We start from the raw sequence: 21,904 nt of genomic DNA, 5'->3' as shown, positions 1-21,904 counted from the left end.
GGAGTCGGTCCACGGGCCGGGGGCCGGGCTGTCGTTCCGCGCGGGTCAGCCGCCCGAGGGCGCGCTGCCGTTCGGTGACGGTGGCGGGCTGCTGCCGCCGGGCGTCGGGGTTCCGCTCGGCGTCGGAGTGGCCGCCGGCGTACCGGCCGTCGGCGTGGTCTGCGCCTGAGCCGCCTCGAAGGCCTTCATCGCATCGTCCAGCGCCTTGAGCGCCCGCCCGTACCGTTCGAAGTCACCGGACGTCTGGGCGGCGCGAACCTCGGCGATGGCCGTCTGCACCCGGTCCGCCGCAGCGGCGAGCTCGCCGGTGAGCGGCGGAGTGTCGTCGCCGGTGGGCGGTGGCACGGACGGATTGTCTCCGGTGGGCGGAGTAGGCGCGTTCTCCGCGGCCCGCTTGCCCTGCTCGACGAGCTGCTTGATGCCGTCGGACAGGCTGTTCGCCAGCGCCACGAACGAACTGCCGTCGCCGTAGGAGACGAGCACCCGCTGCAACTGCGGGAAGGCGTCCTGGTTGTTGCTCTTCACATAGACCGGCTCGACATACAGCATCCCGTTGCCGAACGGGAGGGAGAGCAGGTTGCCGTACAACACCTGGGCCTGGCCAGAGGCGGCGAGCAGGTTGAGCTGCTGCCGGATGTCACCGTTGTTGGTCATCTGTTGGTGCACCTGCACCGGCCCGGAGATCCGGGTCTGGTCCGGCAGCTCCAGCACCTCCAGCCGGGGCTCGCCGTCCACGTACGACCCGGAGATCAGCGCGGCGAGGTTCTCCCGCTTGTTCGGGGTGACCGCCGAGGTGAGCTGGAACCGCGGCCCCTCCTGCCCGGGGAACTGGGTGAAGAGGTAGTACGGCGGCTGCTTCTGCCCGCTGTCCGGGGCGTCCGGCACGTTCGGCACCTGCCAGAAGTCCTGCGCGGAGTAGAAGTCGCCCGGGTTGGTGACGTGGAACTTGGTCAGCAGGTTGCGCTGCACTTTGAACAGGTCCGCCGGGTAGCGGAAGTGCTCGGCCAGCTCGACCGGGATGTCCTTCTTCGGCAGCACCAGGTCACCGCCGAACGCCTTGTTCCAGGCCTTGAGCACCGGGTCGTTCTCGTCGAACTCGTAGAGCCGGACGGTGCCGTCGTACGCGTCCACCGTCGCCTTGACCGAGTTGCGGATGTAGTTGACGTTCTCCCGGGCCAGCTGGAAGGTGCCCCGACCGGTCAACTCGTCGGTGGTCTCCTCACGCAGGTTCACCCGCTGGGCGTACGGGTAGCTCGCCGACGTGGTGTAGCCGTCGACGATCCACTGGACCCGGCCGTCCACCACCGCCGGGTAGGGGTCACCGTCGATCGTCAGGAACGGGGCGACTTTCTCCACCCGGTCCCGCGGATTGCGGACGTAGAGCAGCTTCGAGCCGTCGTTGACCGCGCCGGAGAGCAGGAAGTTCGACTCCTGCTCCTTGATCGCGTAGAGCAGCCGCCGGGCGAACGAACCGATCTCCACGCCGCCGGTGCCGGTGTACGTGTAGAACTCGCCGCCGCCCTCGCCGACGGGCCGGTCGAACTCGGCCTTCTTGTTCGGGTCGGTCTGACCGACGATCGCGTAGTCGTCCTCGCCCATCCGCTCGCCGTAGTAGATCCGCGGCTGGTCGGCCGGGATCTGCTCGGTCTGCGAGGCGCACCCCTGCCCGGCCTTGTCGCCGAGGAAGCCGGAGACGAAGAACGGCTGGCCGCTGCACACCTGGTTGGCCGGCGCGGCCACCAGCCCGTAGCCGTGGGTGTACACGGTGTGCCGGTTGATCCAGGTGTTCTGCTGGTCGGTCAGCTCGCCGTAGTTGATCTCCCGGACGCCGACCACGTAGTCCGAGGTCTTGCCGTTGACGCCGTACCGGTCGATGTCCAGCTTCGGACCGAAGTCGTAGAAGCCGCGCACCTGCTGGAGCTGGGTGTACGTCTCGCTGACCAACTGCGGGTCGAGCAGCCGGATGTTCGGCACCACCGAGGTGTCGGTGGCCAGGCTGGCCGGCGGGGTGAGGTTGTTCGCCGCGTACGCCGTGGTCTTGGTGTCCCCGAGTTCGAACGCGGCCCGGGTCGCCTGGATGCCACGCTCGATGTACGGCGCCTCCTTCTCCTTGGCGCTCGGCTTCACCTCGAACGTCTGCACCGCCCACGGGTAGATGCCGCCGATGGCGACCGCGGACACGCCGAGCAGGGCGAGCGAGATGCCCGGCCAGACCAGGTTCCGCATCCAGGCGTTGGAGAAGATGATGATCGCGATGGCCACCACGATCGAGATGTAGGCCAGGATCTCCTTCGCCGGCAGCAGCGCGTTGACGTCGGCGTAGCCGGCGCCGTAGAGCTTGGCGCCCTCGTTGTACTCGAGCAGCATCGCCCGCCGGTCCAGCACGTACGCGATCGCCTTGAACGCCACGAAGATCGCGACCAGGGTGCTCAGGTGGGCGCGCGCGGCATTGGTCATCCGGTCGCCGACGCCCTGCAAGCGGACGCCGCCGAAGATGTAGTGCATGGCGAGCGCGCCGACCACGGCCAGCACCACCGCGGTGAAGCCGACGCCGAGCAGGTAGCGGTAGAACGGCAACTGGAAGACGTAGAACCCGACGTCGACGCCGAACTCCGGGTCCTTGACGCCGAAGTCGCCGCCGTTGCGGAAGAGCAGCCACTGGTTCCACCGGCCCTGCGCGGAGAGACCCGCGAAGATGCCGACGATCGCGGCGACGATCGCGATCCAGGTGCCGAGCCGCGGGGTGAGCGCCATCCGGTAGCGCTCCAGCGTCGCCTGCTCGACCGAGTGCGGGCGCAGCCGGGGACGCAGCCGGTAGGCCAGCCAGAGGTTCCCGCCGATGACCAACGCCATGGCGAGGCCGACCACCAGGAAGAGCAGCAGCCGGGTGACGAGCACACCGGTGAAGACCTCGGTGTAGTGGACCTCGTCGAACCACAACCAGTCCGTCCAGGCCCGCACGCCCCAGCCGAGCAGGGTGAAGAGCGCGAACACCCCGACCAGGACGGCGATCGTGACGCGACCGCGCCGACTCATCCTCGGCAGAGGGCTGCTGCTTCGCATGACCACTGTTGGCTCCGCACGCTCGATTGATCGGCTCCGACCAGGCACCCAGAGTACGGGGTGTTCCTGAATGCGGCGTCCCATGGTCGCGCCGTGCCGTCGGCGGGGGCGTCGCCGGGGCCCGCGCGACCCGCCGCGGACGTCGACCGAGGTCCGGGTCGGCGGCGGGGCTCGCGCGACCCGCCGCGGACGTCGACCGAGGTCCGGGTCGGCGGCGGCGCGGCCGACCCCGGGCGGTCAGCAGCGGGTCGGCTGACCGTCGGCGCGCAACGTCTCGAGCGCGGTGAGCGCCTCGTCCAGCGACCCCACCCTGATCAGCGGCAGGTCGGGCTGCGGATTCCGGACGGCCTCGGCGCAGTTGTCGGCCGGCACCAGGAAGACCTTGGCCCCCGCGTGCTTCGCGCCGACCAGCTTCTGCGCGATCCCGCCGATGGGCCCGACCTTCCCCTCGTCGTCGATGGTGCCGGTGCCCGCGATCACGATGCCACCGGTCAGGTCGGCCGGAGTCAGCTTGTCCACGATGCCGAGGGCGAACATCAGGCCGGCGCTCGGCCCGCCGATGTCCTCCAGGTCGATGCTGAGGTTGAACGGATGCGGCTGCTTCTGCTCGATCTCGACCCCGATCCGCGGGCTGCCGTCCTGCTCGCGGCTCGTGATCCGAGCGGTGGCCGGCACACCGTCACGGGTGTAGCCGATGGTCAGCGTGCTGCCCGCCGGCTTGGCACGGATCAGCTCGGTGAGCCGGACGGCGACCGGCACCGGCTGGCCGTCGACCGAGGTCAGCACGTCACCGGGCTTGAGCATGCCGGCGGACGGGCCACCGCCGGTCACCGCCTTCACCACCACCTGCACCGGGAAGCCCAGTTCCCGCAGCGCGGCGGTCTCGGCGCTGGTCTGCGAGGCCTCGAAGTCCTCGGCGTTACGCTGCTCGACCTGCTGCTGCGACTCCCCCGGCGGATAGATCAGCTCTCGCGGCACCACCGCCTCGTCCTTGGAGAACCATCCGGTGATGGCCGAGCGGAGCTTCACCGACGGCTGGACGCCGACCGTGGTGAGCCGCAGCTGCCCGGCCGACGTGGAGGTCGCCCGGCCGGAGACCTGGATGACCTCCTTGCCGTTCTCCGCGCCGAGCGTGTTGACCGTCGGTCCGGGGCCGAGCACCACGTACGGAATCGGCGCGCCGAGCACCCCGATGCTGAGCAGGGCGGTGAGCAGGGCACCGAGCAGGACGGTCAGGCCACGACGTCTCATGCGGCAGAGCGTACCGACCGCGCCGGGTCGACCCGGCGCTGCGCGGGCGACTTCGCCCTCAGCGCAACGCCAGCGGCGCTACCTGGGGGCGCGGCGCGCGTACCGTAGAGGTCGTGCCTGATATTCCGTTCGGTTTCGCGCTACCGGGTGGGCAACCACCAGACCCCAACGACCCCGCGCAGATGCAGCAGTTCATGTCGCAGTTGCAGCACCTGCTCTCCACGTCGGGCAGCGGGCCGGTCAACTGGGACCTCGCCCGGCAGGTGGCCGCCAGCCAGCTCGCCGCCGCCGGCGACCCGGCGGTCTCGCCGTACGAGCGCAACGCCGTGGAGGAGGCCCTGCGCCTGGCCGACCTCTGGCTCGAGCCCGCGTCGGCCCTGCCCTCCGGCATCCAGACCTCGGTGGCCTGGAACCGCAACGAGTGGATCTACAAGACCCTGGACGTGTGGCGGAAGCTCTGCGATCCGGTGGCCAGCCGGATGGTCGGCGCGATGGGTGACCTGGTGCCGCCGGAGGCCCGCGCCCAGCTCGGCCCGATGCAGTCGATGGTCGCCACCCTCGGTGGCGCCCTCTTCGGGGGCCAGTTGGGTCAGGCGCTCGGCTCGCTCGCGGCCGAGGTGCTCTCCGCCGGCGACATCGGGCTGCCGCTCGGCCCGGCCGGCACCGCCGCGCTCATTCCCGCCAACATAAAGGCGTACGGCGAGGGCCTGGAGCTGCCGGAGGACGAGGTCCGCCTCTACGTGGCCCTGCGCGAGGCCGCCCACCAGCGGCTCTTCCAGCACGTCCCGTGGCTGCGCGGGCATGTGCTCAATGCCGTCGAGACGTACGCCGCGGGCATCCGGGTCAACCGGGAGGCGATCGAGGAGGCGATGGGTCGGGTCGACCCGACCGACCCGGAGTCGATGCAGGCGATCGCCCTGGAGGGCATCTTCACCCCGGAGGACAGCCCGGCGCAGAAGGCGTCGCTGGCTCGCCTGGAGACCGCGCTGGCCCTGGTCGAGGGCTGGGTGTGCCATGTGGTGGACAGCGCTGCCGGCGGCCGGCTGCCGGACGTCGTACGCCTGGCCGAGGCGTTCCGCCGTCGCCGCGCCGCCGGCGGGCCCGCCGAGCAGACCTTCGCCGCTCTGGTCGGCCTGGAACTGCGCCCGCGCCGGCTGCGTGAGGCGGCCGCGCTCTGGGCGGCACTCACCGAACATCGCGGCATCGCCGGGCGGGACGCCCTCTGGGGTCACCCCGACCTGCTCCCCTCCGAGGACGACTTCGCCGACCCGGTGGCGTTCGCGATGGCCGACTTCGACGTCATCGGCGAGCTGGAGAACTTCGACTTCACCGCCCCCGGCGGGCCGCACGAGCAGGCGCCGGGCGAGCCCGAGCAGCGCCGCGACGAGGGCGACGACGACACCCGTTCCTGACCCTCCCGTCAGCCGGCTACCGACGCGGGCGTGATCAAGAGGTTTGCGTCATCCGGATCCCGGCCGGTGCCGCAGAGCTCTTGATCACGCGAGCTGCCCTCGGCCGCGGGTGGGCCAGGGTCAGCTGGGGTGACCGGCGCCGGAAAGCAGGGCGCGGGTGGCTTCCCAGCCCTCGACGGCCGGGTCGAGGGCGGCCAGGTCGGCGGGCCCGCGCAGCCGGCGCCAAGCCGGCGTCACCGCGAGGTCGCCGGGCCGGGGTGCGGCGGCGCGCACGGCTGCCGGCAGCGTCCCGTCCAGGTCCACGGGTGGCAGCCACGAAGGTACGGGCAGCCGCGCGGCGACCCCGAGCAGACCTGGGCCACCCTCGGCGGGCGCGACCGCGACCGGGCGGCTGGTCAGCGGGCGAAGCAGCTTTCCGATGGTCAGCCCGGGCAGGTCGGGGGCGTCGGCGGCGATCACGGCCGCCTGGTCGTAGCCGGACAGTGCCGCGAACACCGCGCTCGGCGTCGGCTCCGGCACCTCGTACACGGCCGTGTCCGGCCACGTCACGGCGTCGGCGACCGCCCGGTCGGCGGGGGTGACCGCGACGGCGGTGTCCACCTCGGTCAGCATGGCGAGCAGGTCGACGGTGTCCTCGGCGAGCGCCGTACGCCACCGCACCGGGTCGACGCCCGGCGGCGCCCACGTCACGGGCCCGAGCAGGGCCACCACCACCCGCCGTACCATTCCCCGACCTTAACGCCGCACCCCGCCGACGCCCACCCGTGCCGCGCCTGTGGAGCCCTACCCGTTCGGCCGGATGGTGCCTTCCGGGATCATGATCGCGCAACGTCAACGAAGCAGTGGCTTCAACGGTCGGCTGAGGGCACTACTTCCGGAATGCTGCGCGGTCTTCGCGGGTCGGGCCAGGGGACGGCGGACGCGGGACGGGTGGGCGATCCCCGGCGACGGCGGTCAGTCGGTCAGGGCGGGGACGGCCGCGGCGATGCCCTCCAGGTAGCCGCGGGCCCGCTCCGACTTCGGGTAGCGGGCGACCAACGCCCAGAAGGCGGCGTTGTGGCTCGGCACGATGAGGTGCGCCAGTTCGTGCAACAGCACGTAGTCGATCACCCAGTCCGGCATCTCCTGCACCCGGTGCGAGATGCGGATCGTCCGGTCGGCGGGAGTGCAGGAGCCCCAGCGGCCGTTCTGGTTGGTCACCCACCGGACGCTGGCCGGGACGGCCTGCGTGCCGTAGTCGGAGAGGTAGGCGTCCATCAGCCGGGTGGCCCGGGCGAGCAGCTCCGCGTCGGACCGGGCCAGTCGCCCCTCGCGGGCGGCGAGCCGGGCGAGCATGCGGTCGACCCACTCGCTCTCCTCGGCCCGGGAGAACTGGTCGGGAATCAGGACGACGACCCGCTCACCGTCGCGGTACGCGGACACCGTACGTCGTCGGCGCTGGCTGCGCCGTACCTCGACGACCGGCTTACGCGCCCCTGCCATCACAGACCCGCGCAGCCTCGATTTGCTGCCACGAAGGAAAGCTACTGCCTAGTGACCAGGGGTACGCAAGGGTCAACCCTCCGACACGCGCCCGGAAGATGGTGATTGGTCGCCAGGAGTCCTGAAAAATTTCTGGCCGGCGGGTCGAGACACACCCGTAACCCTTCGTGGCGGCCGCCGACCCCGCCACCTGGGAAGAACGCCGGCCACCCCCACGGTAAGTGATCAACCGGCTCGCCCACCTCACGGGGGCGCCTCGAAGGGACGTCTGTGGCGGTTCGGTCGGCGTGTCCCCGCCAAACTGACTTATCCGACGTTATTCGCCGTGCACACTCTCGTGGTCGGCTTCCTCACAGTGTCGACGCGCAGCTGACATGGAACTGCCCAGACCTGGGTAGGGTCCGCGGACCAGCGGCCACGTGGGTGGCCGCAGGAGTTAGACCCAGCGCGGCGCCTCTCACGGCCCGCCGCCGGGAACCCCGCCGGAACCGGTACCGGCCGGCGGACGAGACGAGGAGGGCACCGTGGCCGACCAGGCCCAGACCTACAACGGTTACTGCGTCAAGTGCAAGGAGAAGCGGGACTTCGAGGGACACATCGAGGTCTCGAAGACCGGGATGAACATGGCCAAGGGCAAGTGCCCGGTGTGCGGCACAACAGTGAACCGCATCCTGGGCAAGGCCAAGGTCTGACCCGTACGTCAACGGGCGGGGCGCGGCTCTTACGGTCGCGCCCCGCCCGTTGTGTCGGGCAGGGCGCGGCCCGCGGGATGTGCCGAGCCAGCCCGATGGGGAACCGTGTCGGGTCGCCGACAGCACGCCACCAGGCCTGTGGATAACTCAGGACTTTTTGTGGACAGCCCTGGACAGGGCGCTCCGAACCTGTGGACAACGATCGACGTAGCGCATGGATGCGGTCACGATTCGTTCCCATGAGCCGTGTCCCGCTCCCCCGTCCCACGCTGCTTCCCGGCCTCACCCGGCTCTGGCGCGACCGGCACACGCTTCAGCTCGGGGTCGGGCCGGAGCGCGCCGTCCTGCTCGAGATCGCCGACCCGCGGACCGCCCGACTGCTCGACCTGCTCGACGGCACGCGCAGCGAGCGCGGTGTGCTGACCCACCCGCTCACCACCGACGTCGGCGCCGAACCGGCCCGTACCCTCATCGAAGCCCTGCGCACCGCCGGTCTGCTCGTACCGGGACACACCCTGCTGCCGCGCGACCTGGCCGGACCGACGCGGGCCCGGCTCGGCGCGGAGGCCGGTGCGCTCGCGCTCGCCGCCGCCCGGCTACCGGCCACGCCGGCCCAGGTGCTCCGCCGCCGGCTGGCCGCCCGGGTGCTGGTGACCGGGACCGGCCGGCTCGGCGCCGCGGTGGCGGTGGCGCTCGCCCAGGCCGGCGTCGGACAGGTAACCGCGGAGCTCAGCGGCCCGGTACGCCCGGCCGACCTGGCCGGCACCGGCATCCCGGCCGCGGACCTCGGGCGGCCGCTCGCCGCCGCCGTACGGGAGGCGATCGCCCGGGCCGCCCCCGGTACCGCCGGCTCCACCGGTCGGCGCGGCCGAGCCGACCTGGTGGTGCAGCTCGGCACCGACCGCCCGGCCGCTCTGCTCGCCGCCGGGTACGCCCAGCACCGCCAGCCGCACCTGCTGATCACCCTTCAGGAGGGCGTGCCGGTGATCGGGCCGCTGGTGCGCCCGCCGGCCGGCCCGTGCCTGAACTGTGTCGACCTGCACCGCACGGACCGGGATCCGGACTGGCCGCGGCTCGCCGCCCAGCTCGCCGGGGACGAGTCGCTCCCCGCGGGCGCCACCGCGACCCTGCTCGTCGCGGCCGGGTTCGCCACCGCGGAGGCGCTGGCCCAGCTCGACGGGGGCACGCCGGAGACGGTGGGCGCGGCGGTGGAGGTCACCGCCGCCGGCAGGTTCCGGCGTCGCGGTTGGCCACCCCACCCCTCCTGCCGATGCTCGCGGGGCGGTCGCTGAGAGATCGCCGGCAGGCCGGGGCGAGCGATGCGGAGTCCGGGTGGCGATCCGGCGAGGCGGTCGTCCGCTGGGCCCGCCGCAGCCGCTGCGGGGTTTCGCGGCACTCGCTCAGGCCCGCCGACATGCCCGCTGATGCCCCATGTCCGACCTCACGTCCGGAACGAACGACGGGTGACGAGGCGCTCAGCAGCCGCGCGCCCGCCGAGTCGGTAACAATGACCGGGTGACCGACATCCCGCGCCGGGCCGTGTCCCGGACCGCCAAGCTCGCCGCACTGCCGCTCGGCTTCGCCGGCCGGACCGTCCTCGGCATGGGAAAGCGCGTCACCGGCCTCGCCTCGGACGTGATCTCCGCAGAGATCCAGCAGCGCACCGCCGAGCAGCTCTTCAGCGTCCTGGGCCAGCTCAAGGGCGGCGCGATGAAGTTCGGGCAGGCGCTGTCCGTCTTCGAGGCGGCGCTGCCGGAGGAGATCGCCGCCCCGTACCGGCAGGCATTGACCAAGCTTCAGGAGGCGGCGCCGCCGCTGCCCGTCGCCAGCGTGCACAAGGTGCTGACCGAGCAGCTCGGCCCGGACTGGCGGGACCGTTTCGTCGAGTTCAACGACACTCCGGCCGCGGCTGCCAGCATCGGGCAGGTGCACCGCGCGGTCTGGCGGGACCCGGGGTACGACCCGGCCGGCGCCCCGAAGCACCGCGACGTGGCCGTCAAGATCCAGTATCCGGGCGCCGGGGACGCGCTGCTCGCCGACCTCAAGCAGCTCTCCCGCCTCGGCGGGATGTTCCGGGCGATCCAGCCCGGGCTCGACGTCAAGCCGCTGCTGGTCGAGCTACGGGAGCGGATCACCGAGGAGCTCGACTACGAGCTGGAGGCCGAGTCGCAGCGCGCCTTCGCCGCCGCGTACGCCGACGACCCGGACATCTACATCCCGGCCGTGGTCTCGGCCTCGCCGCGGGTGCTCATCACCGAGTGGGTCGAGGGCACACCACTGGCCGAGATCATCCGCAACGGCACCGAGGAACAGCGGGACGAGGCGGGCCGGCTGATGGCCGAGCTGCATCTCTCCGCGCCGATGCGGGCCGGACTACTGCACGCCGACCCGCACCCGGGCAACTTCCGGCTGCTGCCCGACGGCCGCCTCGGCGTGATCGACTTCGGCGCGGTGGCCCGGATGCCCGACGGCACCCCGGAGCCGATCGGCCGCCTCGCCAGCATGGCGCTGCGCGGCGAGGCGGACGCGGTCGTGGAGGGCCTGCGGACGGAGGGCTTCGTCAGCGAGACCGAGGAGATCGACGCGCAGGCGGTACTGGAGTACCTGCGGCCGATGCTGGAGCCGGTGGCCGCCGACGAGTTCCGGTTCACCCGGGCCTGGCTGCGCGGCGAGGCCGCCCGGCTGGCCAGCCCGCGCTCGCCCGCGTACCAGCTGGGCCGTCAGCTCAACCTGCCCCCGTCGTACCTGCTCATCCACCGGGTCACCCTCGGGTCGATCGGAGTGCTGTGCCAGCTGGAGGCCAAGGCGCCGTACCGCCGCATCCTCGAACGCTGGCTGCCCGGCTTCGCGCCGGTCGGCTGAGCAGCGCGCCCCGAACGCCGCTGGGCGCAAAGGGCGCCCCGTCGGCCGGGGTCCTTTCGCCGTTGACGGCCATAGTTACGCCGAGGGGCGGGTGGCCGGAATCCGGCCGCCCGCCCCTCGTATCAGTGGGTATCAGCGAAGGCCCAGGTCGCGCGCCGCCTGCCGGCGGCCGTTCATCGCGACGGTGAGGGCGGAACGGGTTGCCTCAGTGCTCGTGGTGGTGCCGGCCTGAGGCTGACGCATTCGAGCCCTGGACAACGCTTCGTGAAGTAGTTGCATCTCAACTCCGTTGGGTACGTGCAGCATGCTGTTTCCAGTCATCGCCGGCGTGGTGCCGGCGTAGTTGGTTCGGATCGGGTTCATGTCAGGCCGCCAGCCGGACCGCGTTACGCCCCTGGGACAGCCCACTGGCCGCCAGACGCGCCTCGGCCTCGACCCGAAGTGCGGCGTCACGGGCGACGTCCTCCTTGCGCGGACGGCCACGGGGCCGCTTGCGCGGGACGACCGCGCCACGCTCGAAGATCTCGCCGCCCCAGACGCCCCAGGGCTCGGCCCGCTCGACCGCGCCGGCGAGGCACTCGACGCGCAGCGGGCAGTCCCCGCAGAGCGACTTGGCCAGCTCGAGCTCGGTGGGCGAGTCGGAGAACCACAGGTCGGGGTCGAACTTCCGGCAGGGGAGTTTCGCCTCGAGCTCGACGTCTACGTCGAGCGAGGCCAACGCCAGACTCATCACCCGGTCACCTCTCTCTCACTTCGATCTTGTGGATCGCTACTTCCGACTACATGGGCGGAACAAAAAACTGAGGCCGCGGATCCCGGTTTACGGGTTCCGCGGCCTCGAGGTGAGCCGGTCGGTCTGGTGATCAGACCGGTCTACCTCGAGGTGGAACGCCGCGGACATCGGTGCGCTTCTCGACGCCATCGATGCCCATGCCCGTGAAGCCACTGGTCCCGCGGAGTCCGTTCGGCGCGGCGGCGAGGATCAGCTCGGCCTGAGCCTCGACCTGGTGCACCTGCGGAACCGACGGTCGCGTGACCGCGAGGGCCACCCGGACAGCCGACAGCGGAGCGCAGGCAGCTGGCATCGCCGCCAGACGCTCATAGGTGAAGATCTTCACGGGTGCCACCTCCCTCACGTTCCTCGAATCGACTAGTCAACCCCTCGTGAGCAGCCCGAACAGCGCCGCTCGCGAGGTGCGCACTGAGGCTATTCCTCGCCAGAGGGCGAGGGCAAACGAATTTACGGGTCGATTTCGAAAGTTTTCTCGGGGCAGATCTCGTCGACCGCGGCGCCACCCACGAGCGCCAGTACCGATTCGCCGTAGAGGCCCAGTTTGCGCGGGCCGATCCCGGCGATGGCGATCAGGTCCTCGGGGCGGCTCGGCCGCCGCTCGGCCAGCGCCGTCAGGGTGGCGTCGGTGAAGACCACATAGGCGGGCACCCGCTGGTCACCGGCGACCCGCCGCCGCCACTCACGCAGCCGCTCGTGCAGCTCCTCGTCGATGTCCGACGGACAGGTCGCGCAGCGCCCCAGCTTCCGCTCCGGGCCGGCGAGCAGCGTCGCGCCGCAGATCCGGCAGGAGACGATCTGCGTCCGGCGCCGCTCCGGCCGGGGCGTCGCCCCAGTGCCGCGGGCCCGCTCACCGCTGCCGCCCGAACGGTCGAGCTGCGGCAGGAAACGTGAGGGCCGACGCGCGCGCCCACCCGGCGAGCGGGCCACCGCGTACGACAGCCACAGCCACTCGCGGGCGCGGGTGACTCCCACGTAGAGCAGCCGACGCTCCTCCTCGACCTGCTCGGCTGTCTTCGCGTACGTGGTCGGGAGGGTGCCCTCGGAGAGCCCGACGAGGAAGACCGCGTCCCACTCCAGCCCCTTCGCCGAGTGCAGCGAGGCCAGGGTCACCCCGTCCAGGGTCGGCGCGTGCTGCTGGCTGGCTCGGCGCTGCAGCTCGTCGGTGAACTCGACCAGGGTCACCGGCCGCTCGACGGTCGCCGCCTCGCCGATCGGCACGACGGCCGGCGTGGCCGCGTACTCCTCGGCGAGCTGGACCAGCGCGGCGAGCGCCTCCCAACGCTCCCGGGCGGCGCCACCGGCCGGGGGTGTCTCCGGCGACCAGCCCACGGCGGCGAGCGCCTCGACCACAGCGGCCGGCAGCGGGGTCTCCCCCGGGATCGAGCGGGTGGCGGCGCGTAGCGCGACCATGGCCTGCCGCACCTCGGCCCGCTCGAAGAACCGCTCCGCCCCCTGCACCACGTACGGCACCTCGGCCTCGGTGAGTGCCTTCTCGTACGCCTCGGACTGCGCGTTGGTGCGGAACAGCACGGCGATCTCCCGGGCCGGGGTGCCGGCGTCGATGAGCGCCCGGGCACGTGCCGCCACCGCGTTCGCCTCGGCCGGCTCGTCGGTGAAGATCCGCAGTTCCGGTTCGGGGCCGGGCGGACGCTGTCCACGCAGCTCCAGCCGCAGCCGGGCCTCGGTGCCGCGAGCCTGGGAGATGACGGCGTTGGCCAGCCCCACGACCTGCGGTGTGGAGCGGTAGTCCCGCACGAGCCGGACCACCACGGCGTTGCGGTGCCGGCGTGGGAAGTCGACCAGGTACGCCGAGGTCGCCCCGGTGAAGGAGTAGATCGTCTGGCTGGCGTCACCGACCACGGTCAGGTCGTCCCGCCCGCCGAGCCAGGCGTCCAGCAGGCGCTGCTGGAGCGGGTTGACGTCCTGGTACTCGTCGACCACGAAGTGCCGGTACTGCGCCCGCACCTGCTCGGCGACGTCCGCGTGCTCCTCGATCCCCCAGACCGCCGCGCGCAGCATGTCCTCGAAGTCGATCACACCGTTGCCGCGCTTGATCTTCTCGTACGCCGCGAAGACCTCGGCGACCTTCCCCGGCTCGTGCGGGGTGTCCCGGAGGGCCTTGGCCGCCGCCACCACGTACTCGGCCGGCTCGACGAGCGACGACTTGGCCCACTCGATCTCACCGGCCAGGTCCCGGGCGGCGGCCCGGTCGGTACGCAGACCGACCCGGGCTGCGGCGAGCGTGACCAGCCGGACCTTGCTGTCCAGCAGTTCGGGCATGGCCCGCCCGTCGAGCAGCCTGGGCGCGAAGTAGCGCACCTGGCGTAAGGCCGCCGCGTGGAACGTACGTGCCTGCACGCCTGGGATCCCGAGCGCGGTGAGGCGGCTGCGCATCTCGGCGGCGGCCCGGGCGGTGAAGGTGACGGCGAGCACGTGCCGGGCGGAGATCTCACCGGTGAGCGCCCGGTACGCGATCCGCGAGGTGATCGCCCTGGTCTTCCCGGTGCCGGCGCCGGCCAGGATGCAGACCGGCCCGGCCGGCGCGGTGACCGCGCCGCGCTGCTCCGGATCCAGCCCGGCGAGCACCCGTTCCGCCCCAGAGTGATCCGCCACAGCAAGGAATTCTCTCAGCTACCTCGAGTGTTACAGCAGACAGCCTCGGCTTGATCGGCAAGCCGCCGGCGGAGCAGTGGGAGGAACTGACCATGCTGACCATGTACTCCACCTCGTGGTGCGGCTACTGCCACCGGCTGAAGTCGCAGCTGGACCGGGAGGGCATCGGGTACGAGGTGGTCGACATCGAGCGGGAGCCGAAGGCAGCGGAGTTCGTGATGAGCGTCAACGGCGGCAACCAGACCGTCCCGACGCTGCGCTTCGCCGACGGCAGCGCGCTCACCAACCCGTCCATCACCCAGGTCAAGAAGCACCTCGCAACCATCGCAAACGCCTAACCCCCCGCCCCCTCTCCCCCGCCCTCGCCTCGCCTCGCCTCGGTGATCATGAAGTTATCGATTCCGGCGTCGGCGTGTCGCGCCGATAACTTCATGATCGGCCGGACGGGATGAGCCGGGGCGGGGCGAGTCGGGTCGGGGCTGGGCCGGGCGACGCGGGGACGGGATCCGCGGGATTCGGTGCAGGGGCGCCCCGGGGCTGGGCCGGTGGATCGCGGCGGGCGGGGTCAGGTGCCGGGCGCGCCAGAGGTAGCCGCCCGCGAGCAGCGTGACCACGCCCGTCAGCAGGAAGAGCAACCGGTAGTCGAGCGCACCGACCAGTAACGCGCCGCCGCCGATCGAGGCGGCCTGCGGCCCGCTGACCACCGCCTCCGAGGCGGCCGTGACCCGGCCGATCAGCCTTGGCGGCGTACGGCGCTGGATGAGCGTGTTCAAGCCGACCATGGTCAGCGGAAGCGAGACACCGGCCAGCAGCACCGCCGCCACACCCAGCCGGAGATCGGGGTACGCCAGCGCCAGCGCGGCCGGCCCGAAGAACGCCACCCCGGTCGCGAGGGTGCCCACCTCGCCGAGGCGGCGTACCGTGCCGGGCGAGCAGAGCCCGCCGACCAGCCCGCCGATGCCCTGCACGGTGACCAGCACTCCCACGAACGCGGCATCCCGGCGCAGCCCCTGGTCGACGTACGCGAAGATCAGCGATTCGGTGAAGCCCATCACCAGCGATCCGAGCCCGTAGCCGAGCAGCGCCCGACGCAACGCGGGCTCGCCGGCCAGGTGCCGCAGGCCGGCGCTCACCTCGGCCGGCCAGCGCGGCCCCGGGCCGGTGGGCCCCTCCTCCCGGGTGCGCAGCATGCCCACCACCCCGGCGGCCGTCACGAACCCGAGCATGCCGACCGCGGCCAGTGCCGGGCCGCCGATCGTGGCGTAGAGGCCTGCGCCGGCCAGCGGGCCGATCAACCGCAGTCCCTGACGCACCGTCTGGAGCGCGCCGTTCGCCTCGGCCAGCAGGTCGACGGGGACCAGTTGCCGGATCAGCCCGCTGAGCGCGGCGCTCAGTGTGAGGTAGGAGAGCCCGTACAGGGCAGCCACCCCGTACACGATCCACACGTCGTCCCGGTCCCGCACGAGGAAGAGCGGGCTCAGCAGCACCGCGGTAACCAGGTTCGCCACCACGAAGAACGGTCGTCGCGGGTAGCGGTCGACGAACCATCCGACGAGCGGCGCCAGCACCATCGGCGCGATGACGGCGAAGATCGTGGCACCGGCCAGACCGTCCGACCCGGTCAGGTCCTTGACCCAGATGGCGAGCGCGAGCAGCAGGATGGACTCCGCACTCATGCTGGCCAGCAGCCCGCAGAAGAGCAGGCGGAACTCGGGTCGGCGCAGGACGTGGCGCATGGATCCTCCGGCTGGCGGTGGCGTGCCCGTGGTGGGCACGATCTCGGGGGTGGCGGGACCGGTTCCGACGCCGTCATCAGGCTGTCGCACGTTCCACGGTCCTCTTTTCTGCGAGACACGCCCCCGCCGGAACCTCCGACGCCGGTCGCGACGTCCATACTGACCGTGGGGGGCGAACTTCATACAGTTACCGTCGTGTCTTGCGGCGGTCGATGGGAAAGAGGACACTCTTGCCTCCTGCCTCACCCAGCCCGATCCTGCGTCGCCGCAGGTTGGGCACCGAGCTGCGCCGACTGCGCGAGGCCGCGGGTCTCACCGGAGACCAGGTCATCGAGCGGATCGGCTGGGCATCCGCGTCCAAACTGTCCCGTCTGGAGAACGGCCGCAGCCGGCCGGACCCGGAAGACGTCCGGAGCCTGCTCGACCTCTACGGGGCCGACGAGTCGCTGCGTGACGAGCTGCTCGGCATCACCCTGGAGGCCGGCGACATGCGCGGCTGGCTGAAGAACTTCCCGGTCATGACCCAGCAGCAACGGAGCTTCGCCGAACTGGAGGCGGGCTGCGCCGAGATCTCGGAGTACAACCCGGTGCTCGTTCCCGGGCTGCTCCAGACGGCCGGCTACGCGGGCGTCCGGATCGTCTCGGCCCGGCAGGTCGGCAACCAAGCCGGCGATCCCGAGCCCACAGAGGACCCGGAGACCGAGGTGCAGGCCCGGCTCGCCCGGCAGTCGTTGCTCGTGCGGGAGTACGACGCCCCCCGTTACACGGCGGTCATCGAGGAGGCGGCGCTCGGCCACCGGGCCGGACCGCCCGAGGTGCTCCACGAGCAACTGGTCCAGCTCTGCGAGCTGGCCATGCTGCCGAACGTCACCCTGCACGTGCTGCTCCGCGAGGCCCGGGTCGGCGACTGGTACCTCCCGCCGACCGCGTTCTCCCTCTACCGGTTCGCCGATCCGCTCGATCCGGAGACCGTCGCCATCGAAGGTGGCTTCACCGACGTCATGTCGACCGACGCAAAAACCCTGAATCGCTATAAAGTGGTGTTCGAGTGGTTATGCACGGCGGCGCTTCCCGCCTCGGACACCCTCTCCTGGCTGATCGAGGCGACGGGACGGCTGACCGGGACGGCATCCCCGTCCAACGTGGCGTACGGGTCGGCAACGGCGCCGGTCCAACGCCGCCGGCAATCGGGGCGACTGACGGACAGGTGATTTACGGGGGACCCTCCGTCGGTGCGTGCGGCACCACTCGTCCCATCGGAGCGGTTCGAATGGAGCAGAACCATGAACGAGATCCGCAACAACCTGTCCGTCCCCGCCCGACAGTTGGCGGACGCCCCGTGGCGCAAGAGCACCCGTAGCCAGACCTCCAACTGCGTGGAGGTCGCCCCGGTGGGCAGCGGCCCGGCTGCCATCGCCCTGCGGGACAGCAAGGACCCGCACGGTCCCGTGCTGCTGTTCAACCGTGCCGGTTGGCTCGGCTTCATCGCGGGCGCGAAGGAGGGCCAGTTCGATCTGAACTGATCTGACGCACGAAACGGGGCCGCCGGCAGGACGCCGGCGGCCCCGTCGCGTTACTGCCCGACCCGCCGCTGACCAGGCATCCCCTGATCGGACGACACTCCGGACCAATCGTCGAGTTTCACTTGCTGAGACGAACACGGGGCGTAACATGACGACTGAGTGACGTGGAACTTCCACACCGGCTCACCAGTCGCGGTTCATCGGAGACCCCCATGCGGTTCCTGATCGTTCGCACCGACATCCGTACCGTCGCCGACGGGGACATCGCTGCCGCGTGGGCCGGCGGCCACCGGTTGCGGGACGAGACGACCGCGCCCGAGCCACGCCGGCAGGTCGTCCACGCCGAGGACCGCGAGGCCGCCCTGCACCTGGCCCGCGCCCTGGCCTCGGTCGGGGCGGTCCGCGCCGGCAGGCAACGAATCAAGGTGCTGCCGCTCGCCGACTACCGACCCGCCTACCGAGCCCGGCAAACCTGAAGCGTCCGTCGTGGCCGGACCGGCTCCCCCGCCGCGTTCATCGCCCACCGACCACGACGGCCCGTGTTCCCGGCCCGTGACCGCCGCGGCAACGACGGTCACGGGCCGGGACCGCATCCGGCACCACCGGGACGACAGCTCCAACGCTCAACGCGGCTCGGTCTCCACCCAGCCGTCCAGCCAGCGGTGGATCAGGAACAGCGCGATCGACGCGGCCGGTGGCAGCACCAGTTGCGCTCCGCCGCCCACGTCCACCGCCCGGCCGGCCAACGCCGCGCCGATCTCCGCCCGAGTGAACCAGCGGGCGTACGCGATCTCGGTGGGGTCGACCCGCACCGGACGCTCCGGGTCGGCAGTGGCCAGGAAGCCGAGCATCAACGAGCCGGGGAACGGCCAAGACTGGCTCCCGACGTACGTGATGTCGTCGACCCCGACATCGACCTCCTCGCGGACCTCGCGCAGCACCGCGGCCTCGGCCGACTCCCCCGGCTCGATGTAACCGGCGAGGCAGGAGAAGCGCCGCTGCCCGGGACTACTCGGCCAGGCGGCGTTGTTGCCCAGCAGACACCGCCCCTCCAGGCCCGGCACCCCGTCGTGCACCAGCACGATCATCGCCGGGTCGGTGCGCGGCCAGACCCGATCGCCGTCCCGGTCGATCCGGGACCAACCCGCCTCGTCCATCTCGGTCGGCGCGCCGCTGACCGACGAGTAGATGTGCCGGATGTGCCAGTTGAGCAGCGCCAACGCGGTGGTGTACAACCCGGCGTCCCGGTCGTTGAGCAGATGGCCGACGTCGCGCAGACCGACCACCCGGGTACCGGCCAACTCCGGCAACGGGACATCCACCGCGAAGATCGGCACCCCGTCCTCCTCGACCCCGAGGAACATCGCAGCCGCCTCGCTGCCGGCGGGAAGCTCGTCGGCGCCGAGCAGGACGAGCGCCGGCGGGTTCGCGTCCGTACGCACCAGCGTCCGGCCCTCCGCCGTGGAGTCCAGCACCAGCACCAGGCCGCGCAGCCACGCCTCGGCCAGCCAGACCCGGTCGGTACGGCGGTGCGCCGCCCGGTCCAGCGTGGAGCGGGCAAGTGGTGGTGCGGTCTCCCCACTCATGCCGTCGGCTCCCCTCGGTCGGCAGCGGCCCGAGGCTGCACGGTGCTGCGCCCGCTCATGCCGTCTCGACCGAGGTCAACGCGGCCAGCGACGGAGCGATCCGCTCGGCATCGCCGAGCACCACGGTCACCGCGTTCGACGGGGCGAGGTAGCGGGCCGCCGCCTCCGCCACGTCCGTCACAGTGGCCTTCGCCAGCCGGGCGGCGTGCTCGGCCAGGAAGTCCAGCCGCAGGTCACTGCCGGCGTACGCGCTCACGAGGGCGGCCAGGCCGGCCTGAGTGGACATGCCGAGCTGGAGCGTGCCGAGAGCGTACTGGCGGGCCTGCTCCAGCTCCTCCTCCTTCGGCGGCAGCGAGGCGAGCCGGCCCAACTCGTACATCGTCTCGAGCAGGGCCGGGCCGGTCACCTCGGTAGCCACCTCGGCGGCGGCGACCAGCACCGACCCGGCCACCGAATGTTCGACCAGCGAGTGCGGACCGTAGGTGTAACCCTTGTCCTCACGGATGTTCTCGACCCAACGCGAGGAGAAGTAGCCGCCGAAGATCAGGTTGGCGAGCTGCAGAGCCGCGTGGTCCGGGTGGGTGCGAGGCACCGCCGGCAGCGCGACCCGCAGCGACGACTGCACCGACCCCGGCCGGTCGACCAGCAGCAGCGGGCCCGGCTCGAGTGCCGGAGCGGGCGGCAGCTCGGCCGGCTGCCCGTCACCCTTCCAGCCGGACAGGGCCTGCTCGGCGGCGTCCAGCGCACGGTCGGGGTGCACGTCGCCGACCAGCACCAGCACCGCGCCGGCCGGGTGCACCCGCTCGGCGTGCAGCCGGCGCAGGACGGGCGGGCGGACCGCGCGGACCTGGTCCGGCTCCGGCGTCTGCTCCGCGTACGGGTGCCGGCCGTAGATCCGCTTGAGCAGCGCGGTCCGGGCCAGGTGGGCGGGCTGGCTCTGCGCCACCTGGATCCGGTCGACCAGCCGGTCCCGCTCGGTCTCCACCCAGTCACCCGGGTAGGTGGCTCCGGTGAGCACGTCGGCGAGCAACTCCAGCATCCGGCCCAGGCCGGAGACCAGACTCGCTCCGGACAACATGAGCCGGTCCGGATCGACTCCGGCGGCGAGACCGCCACCCACCTTCTGCAACTCCGCGGCGATCTGGGTCGCGGTGTGGGTCTCCGTACCGGAGAGGACGGTCTGCGCGAGCATCGCCCCGCGGGCCAGGTGCGTACGCCCGAAGGGCACCCACAGCCGGAGCTCGACCAGGGGCACCGCCGGCCGGCGTACGGCGATCACGGTGAGGCCGTTGGCCAACGTGCGCTCCGCCTGCCTCGGCAGCTTGAGCTTGCGCGTCGGACCGAGCGGCGGCAGGGTCCGCTGCGCGGACTCGACAGTTGCCGTCACCGCGTTCTCCTCACTCCTCGCGTCACTCCTCGCGCTCACCGAGCCTCCTTCGTTCGCGACTGCGGGGCTCGCAAACCCGGCTCACTCCTCGCGCTCACCGGGCGCCACCGGCGATTACCTCGATCGAGGCGCGGCGCCCCGGCCGCAGGGTGGCGGCGGCGGCGCGTACCTGCTCGTCGGTGACCTCGCCGACCAGCCGGGGCAGGTCGTTGAGCAGGCCCGGCTCACCGCGCTGCTGCTCCAGCACCGCCATCCGCAGGGCCCGGCCGAGCACCGCGTCGGTGTCCCGCAACAGGTGGGTGGCCATGCGGGCCTGGGTCCGGGCCAACTCCCCCTCGGCCAACCCGTCCGTGGCCAGCCGGTCCAGTTCCTCGTCCACGGTGCGCAGCACCTTGTCCACGTCCCCGCCCGGCGGCAGGTGGGATTGGAGCAGCAGCGCCGTCGGGTCGCGTACGTCGAAGGGGTCGCCCATGAAGCCGAGGTAGCCGCCCACGCTGGTGACCGTCCGGTCGCGCTGCACCAGTCGCTCGACCAGCCGGGAGGCGTCACCGTCGGTGAGCACCTCGGCCAGCACCACGTACGGCAGGTAGCCGAGGAAATCGGTGATCGGGTCGGGTACCCGCCAGGCGCTGGCGACCGCCGGCAACGGGGCGAGCTTGTCGGTGTACGAGGTGCGCCGCTCGGCGGTCAGGTCGGGCTCGTTGAAGTCGGGGCGCTGCGGTGCCGGCCGGGCCGGCACGTCGCCGAAGTGCCGCTCGATGAGCCTGGTCGCCTCGGCCACGTCGATGTCGCCGCTGACGGCCAGCACCGCGTTGCCGCTGGCGTAGTAGCGCCGGAAGAAGTCCGCCGCGTCGGCGACCGTGGCCGACTCCAGGTCGTCGAAGGAGCCGTAGCCGTCGTGCGCGTTCGGGAACGTGTCGAACATGACCGGCGGCAGGGTCAGCCAGGGAAACCCACCGTACGGCCGGTTGAGCACGTTGACCCGGATCTCCTCCTTGACCACGTCCACCTGGTTGCGGAGGTTCTCCTCGGTCAGCCGGGGGCCGCGCATCCGGTCGGCTTCCAGGAAGAGCGCGCGCTCGAGCGCATTGCTCGGCAGCGTCTCGAAGTAGTCGGTGTAGTCGAGGTGTGTGGAGCCGTTGAAGGTGCCGCCCGCGCCCTGGACGTGCCGGAAGTGAGCCAGCTTCTCCAGGTTCTCCGAGCCCTGGAACATGAGGTGCTCGAAGAGGTGGGCGAAGCCGGTGCGCCCCTCCGGTTCGGAGCGGATGCCGACGTCGTAGACGACGGCGACCCCGATGACCGGGGCGCTCCGGTCCGGGGTGAGGACCACCCGCAGGCCGTTGTCGAGGTTGAACCGCTCGACTGGATATTTGGTCGCTGGAATTCTCGATCTCCGCGCCGCCACGTGACCGACCCTAGCGCGTCGGCCCGTCCGCCACCTGTGACCTTCGACAGCCGCCGCGACCGGGGTATTTCACCGTGCCGTCAGGGGTTCCGGCGGCAC

At 71.8% G+C, this 21,904-nt stretch carries 19 protein-coding genes; 8 read left to right on the top strand and 11 right to left on the bottom strand.

The window, feature by feature from the left end:
- Window positions 1–45 precede the first annotated feature (45 nt).
- Window positions 46–3,063, bottom strand: a complete 3,018-nt coding sequence (locus tag AB0F98_RS07240; protein ID WP_357730029.1) for a UPF0182 family protein — start codon at window positions 3,061–3,063, stop codon at window positions 46–48.
- 237 nt (window positions 3,064–3,300) lie between these two features.
- Window positions 3,301–4,314 carry a PDZ domain-containing protein gene (locus AB0F98_RS07235; protein ID WP_357730026.1) on the bottom strand — a complete coding sequence of 338 codons (1,014 nt, stop codon included), beginning with the start codon at window positions 4,312–4,314 and terminating at the stop codon, window positions 3,301–3,303.
- Between the two features lie 113 nt (window positions 4,315–4,427).
- Between AB0F98_RS07235 and AB0F98_RS07230 the strand changes: the two genes are divergently transcribed.
- A complete protein-coding gene (locus tag AB0F98_RS07230; RefSeq protein WP_357730023.1) occupies window positions 4,428–5,726 on the top strand; it encodes a zinc-dependent metalloprotease in 1,299 nt (432 codons plus the stop codon).
- A gap of 120 nt (window positions 5,727–5,846) precedes the next feature.
- Here the strand turns inward: AB0F98_RS07230 and AB0F98_RS07225 are convergent, their stop codons facing one another.
- Together AB0F98_RS07225 and AB0F98_RS07220 are read right to left on the bottom strand one after the other, a co-directional pair.
- A complete protein-coding gene (locus AB0F98_RS07225) occupies window positions 5,847–6,452 on the bottom strand; it encodes a hypothetical protein (RefSeq protein WP_357730020.1) in 606 nt (201 codons plus the stop codon).
- Between the two features lie 228 nt (window positions 6,453–6,680).
- Window positions 6,681–7,208 carry a M48 family metallopeptidase gene (locus AB0F98_RS07220; protein ID WP_357730017.1) on the bottom strand — a complete coding sequence of 176 codons (528 nt, stop codon included), beginning with the start codon at window positions 7,206–7,208 and terminating at the stop codon, window positions 6,681–6,683.
- Window positions 7,209–7,732: 524 nt separating this feature from the next.
- Here AB0F98_RS07220 and AB0F98_RS07215 point away from each other — a divergent pair.
- The 3 genes from AB0F98_RS07215 to AB0F98_RS07205 all read left to right on the top strand — a co-directional run bounded on the left by AB0F98_RS07215 (window position 7,733) and on the right by AB0F98_RS07205 (window position 10,762).
- Entirely contained in the window at window positions 7,733–7,900 is a 168-nt protein-coding gene (locus AB0F98_RS07215) for a DUF5679 domain-containing protein (protein WP_007072829.1), read from the top strand.
- A gap of 239 nt (window positions 7,901–8,139) precedes the next feature.
- A complete protein-coding gene (locus tag AB0F98_RS07210; protein ID WP_357730014.1) occupies window positions 8,140–9,192 on the top strand; it encodes a hypothetical protein in 1,053 nt (350 codons plus the stop codon).
- A 223-nt stretch (window positions 9,193–9,415) separates the two neighbouring features.
- On the top strand, window positions 9,416–10,762 hold the full coding sequence (locus AB0F98_RS07205) for an AarF/ABC1/UbiB kinase family protein (protein ID WP_357730011.1): 1,347 nt from the start codon (window positions 9,416–9,418) through the stop codon (window positions 10,760–10,762).
- A 364-nt stretch (window positions 10,763–11,126) separates the two neighbouring features.
- Here AB0F98_RS07205 and AB0F98_RS07200 read toward each other — a convergent pair whose 3' ends face one another.
- The 3 genes from AB0F98_RS07200 to AB0F98_RS07190 form a co-directional block, all read right to left on the bottom strand.
- Window positions 11,127–11,492, bottom strand: a complete 366-nt coding sequence (locus tag AB0F98_RS07200; RefSeq protein WP_357730008.1) for a WhiB family transcriptional regulator — start codon at window positions 11,490–11,492, stop codon at window positions 11,127–11,129.
- A 133-nt stretch (window positions 11,493–11,625) separates the two neighbouring features.
- Window positions 11,626–11,880, bottom strand: a complete 255-nt coding sequence (locus AB0F98_RS07195; RefSeq protein ID WP_355141150.1) for a hypothetical protein — start codon at window positions 11,878–11,880, stop codon at window positions 11,626–11,628.
- A gap of 122 nt (window positions 11,881–12,002) precedes the next feature.
- Complete coding sequence (locus tag AB0F98_RS07190) at window positions 12,003–14,168, bottom strand: ATP-dependent DNA helicase UvrD2 (RefSeq protein ID WP_357730004.1); 2,166 nt, start codon at window positions 14,166–14,168, stop codon at window positions 12,003–12,005.
- A gap of 92 nt (window positions 14,169–14,260) precedes the next feature.
- Between AB0F98_RS07190 and AB0F98_RS07185 the strand changes: the two genes are divergently transcribed.
- Window positions 14,261–14,506, top strand: a complete 246-nt coding sequence (locus tag AB0F98_RS07185) for a mycoredoxin (protein ID WP_076467261.1) — start codon at window positions 14,261–14,263, stop codon at window positions 14,504–14,506.
- 54 nt (window positions 14,507–14,560) lie between these two features.
- Here the strand turns inward: AB0F98_RS07185 and AB0F98_RS07180 are convergent, their stop codons facing one another.
- The gene (locus AB0F98_RS07180) at window positions 14,561–15,943 is read right to left on the bottom strand and encodes an MFS transporter (protein ID WP_357730898.1); all 1,383 of its coding nucleotides are present in this window, start codon (window positions 15,941–15,943) and stop codon (window positions 14,561–14,563) included.
- A 191-nt stretch (window positions 15,944–16,134) separates the two neighbouring features.
- Here AB0F98_RS07180 and AB0F98_RS07175 point away from each other — a divergent pair, with 191 nt between their 5' ends.
- From AB0F98_RS07175 to AB0F98_RS07165, 3 genes are all read left to right on the top strand, one after another.
- Entirely contained in the window at window positions 16,135–17,115 is a 981-nt protein-coding gene (locus AB0F98_RS07175) for a helix-turn-helix transcriptional regulator (protein WP_357730001.1), read from the top strand.
- Window positions 17,116–17,187: 72 nt separating this feature from the next.
- Window positions 17,188–17,427, top strand: a complete 240-nt coding sequence (locus AB0F98_RS07170) for a DUF397 domain-containing protein (RefSeq protein WP_076466497.1) — start codon at window positions 17,188–17,190, stop codon at window positions 17,425–17,427.
- A gap of 212 nt (window positions 17,428–17,639) precedes the next feature.
- Window positions 17,640–17,903, top strand: a complete 264-nt coding sequence (locus AB0F98_RS07165; RefSeq protein WP_076466498.1) for a hypothetical protein — start codon at window positions 17,640–17,642, stop codon at window positions 17,901–17,903.
- 147 nt (window positions 17,904–18,050) lie between these two features.
- Here the strand turns inward: AB0F98_RS07165 and nudC are convergent, their stop codons facing one another.
- From nudC to AB0F98_RS07150, 3 genes are all read right to left on the bottom strand, one after another.
- Window positions 18,051–19,013, bottom strand: coding sequence for an NAD(+) diphosphatase (gene nudC, locus AB0F98_RS07160; RefSeq protein WP_357729996.1), 963 nt, complete (start codon window positions 19,011–19,013; stop codon window positions 18,051–18,053).
- 55 nt (window positions 19,014–19,068) lie between these two features.
- Complete coding sequence (locus tag AB0F98_RS07155; RefSeq protein WP_357730895.1) at window positions 19,069–20,400, bottom strand: pitrilysin family protein; 1,332 nt, start codon at window positions 20,398–20,400, stop codon at window positions 19,069–19,071.
- 94 nt (window positions 20,401–20,494) lie between these two features.
- Window positions 20,495–21,805, bottom strand: a complete 1,311-nt coding sequence (locus AB0F98_RS07150; RefSeq protein ID WP_357729993.1) for a pitrilysin family protein — start codon at window positions 21,803–21,805, stop codon at window positions 20,495–20,497.
- Between the last annotated feature and the right edge of the window lie 99 nt (window positions 21,806–21,904).

The sequence above is a fragment of the Micromonospora sp. NPDC023737 genome, from assembly GCF_040639715.1.
In the GTDB taxonomy this organism is placed as follows: Bacteria; Actinomycetota; Actinomycetes; order Mycobacteriales; family Micromonosporaceae; genus Micromonospora.
This window is presented reverse-complemented; position numbering and strand designations above follow the sequence as displayed.

Coding starts and splice junctions, on each gene's coding strand:
- AB0F98_RS07240 (WP_357730029.1), bottom strand. CDS start 3,063: ATGCGAAGCAGCAGCCCTCTGCCGAGGATGAGTCGGCGCGGTCGCGTC.
- AB0F98_RS07235 (WP_357730026.1), bottom strand. CDS start 4,314: ATGAGACGTCGTGGCCTGACCGTCCTGCTCGGTGCCCTGCTCACCGCC.
- AB0F98_RS07225 (WP_357730020.1), bottom strand. CDS start 6,452: ATGGTACGGCGGGTGGTGGTGGCCCTGCTCGGGCCCGTGACGTGGGCG.
- AB0F98_RS07220 (WP_357730017.1), bottom strand. CDS start 7,208: ATGGCAGGGGCGCGTAAGCCGGTCGTCGAGGTACGGCGCAGCCAGCGC.
- AB0F98_RS07210 (WP_357730014.1), top strand. CDS start 8,140: ATGAGCCGTGTCCCGCTCCCCCGTCCCACGCTGCTTCCCGGCCTCACC.
- AB0F98_RS07200 (WP_357730008.1), bottom strand. CDS start 11,492: ATGAGTCTGGCGTTGGCCTCGCTCGACGTAGACGTCGAGCTCGAGGCG.
- AB0F98_RS07185 (WP_076467261.1), top strand. CDS start 14,261: ATGCTGACCATGTACTCCACCTCGTGGTGCGGCTACTGCCACCGGCTG.
- AB0F98_RS07170 (WP_076466497.1), top strand. CDS start 17,188: ATGAACGAGATCCGCAACAACCTGTCCGTCCCCGCCCGACAGTTGGCG.
- AB0F98_RS07165 (WP_076466498.1), top strand. CDS start 17,640: ATGCGGTTCCTGATCGTTCGCACCGACATCCGTACCGTCGCCGACGGG.
- nudC (WP_357729996.1), bottom strand. CDS start 19,013: ATGAGTGGGGAGACCGCACCACCACTTGCCCGCTCCACGCTGGACCGG.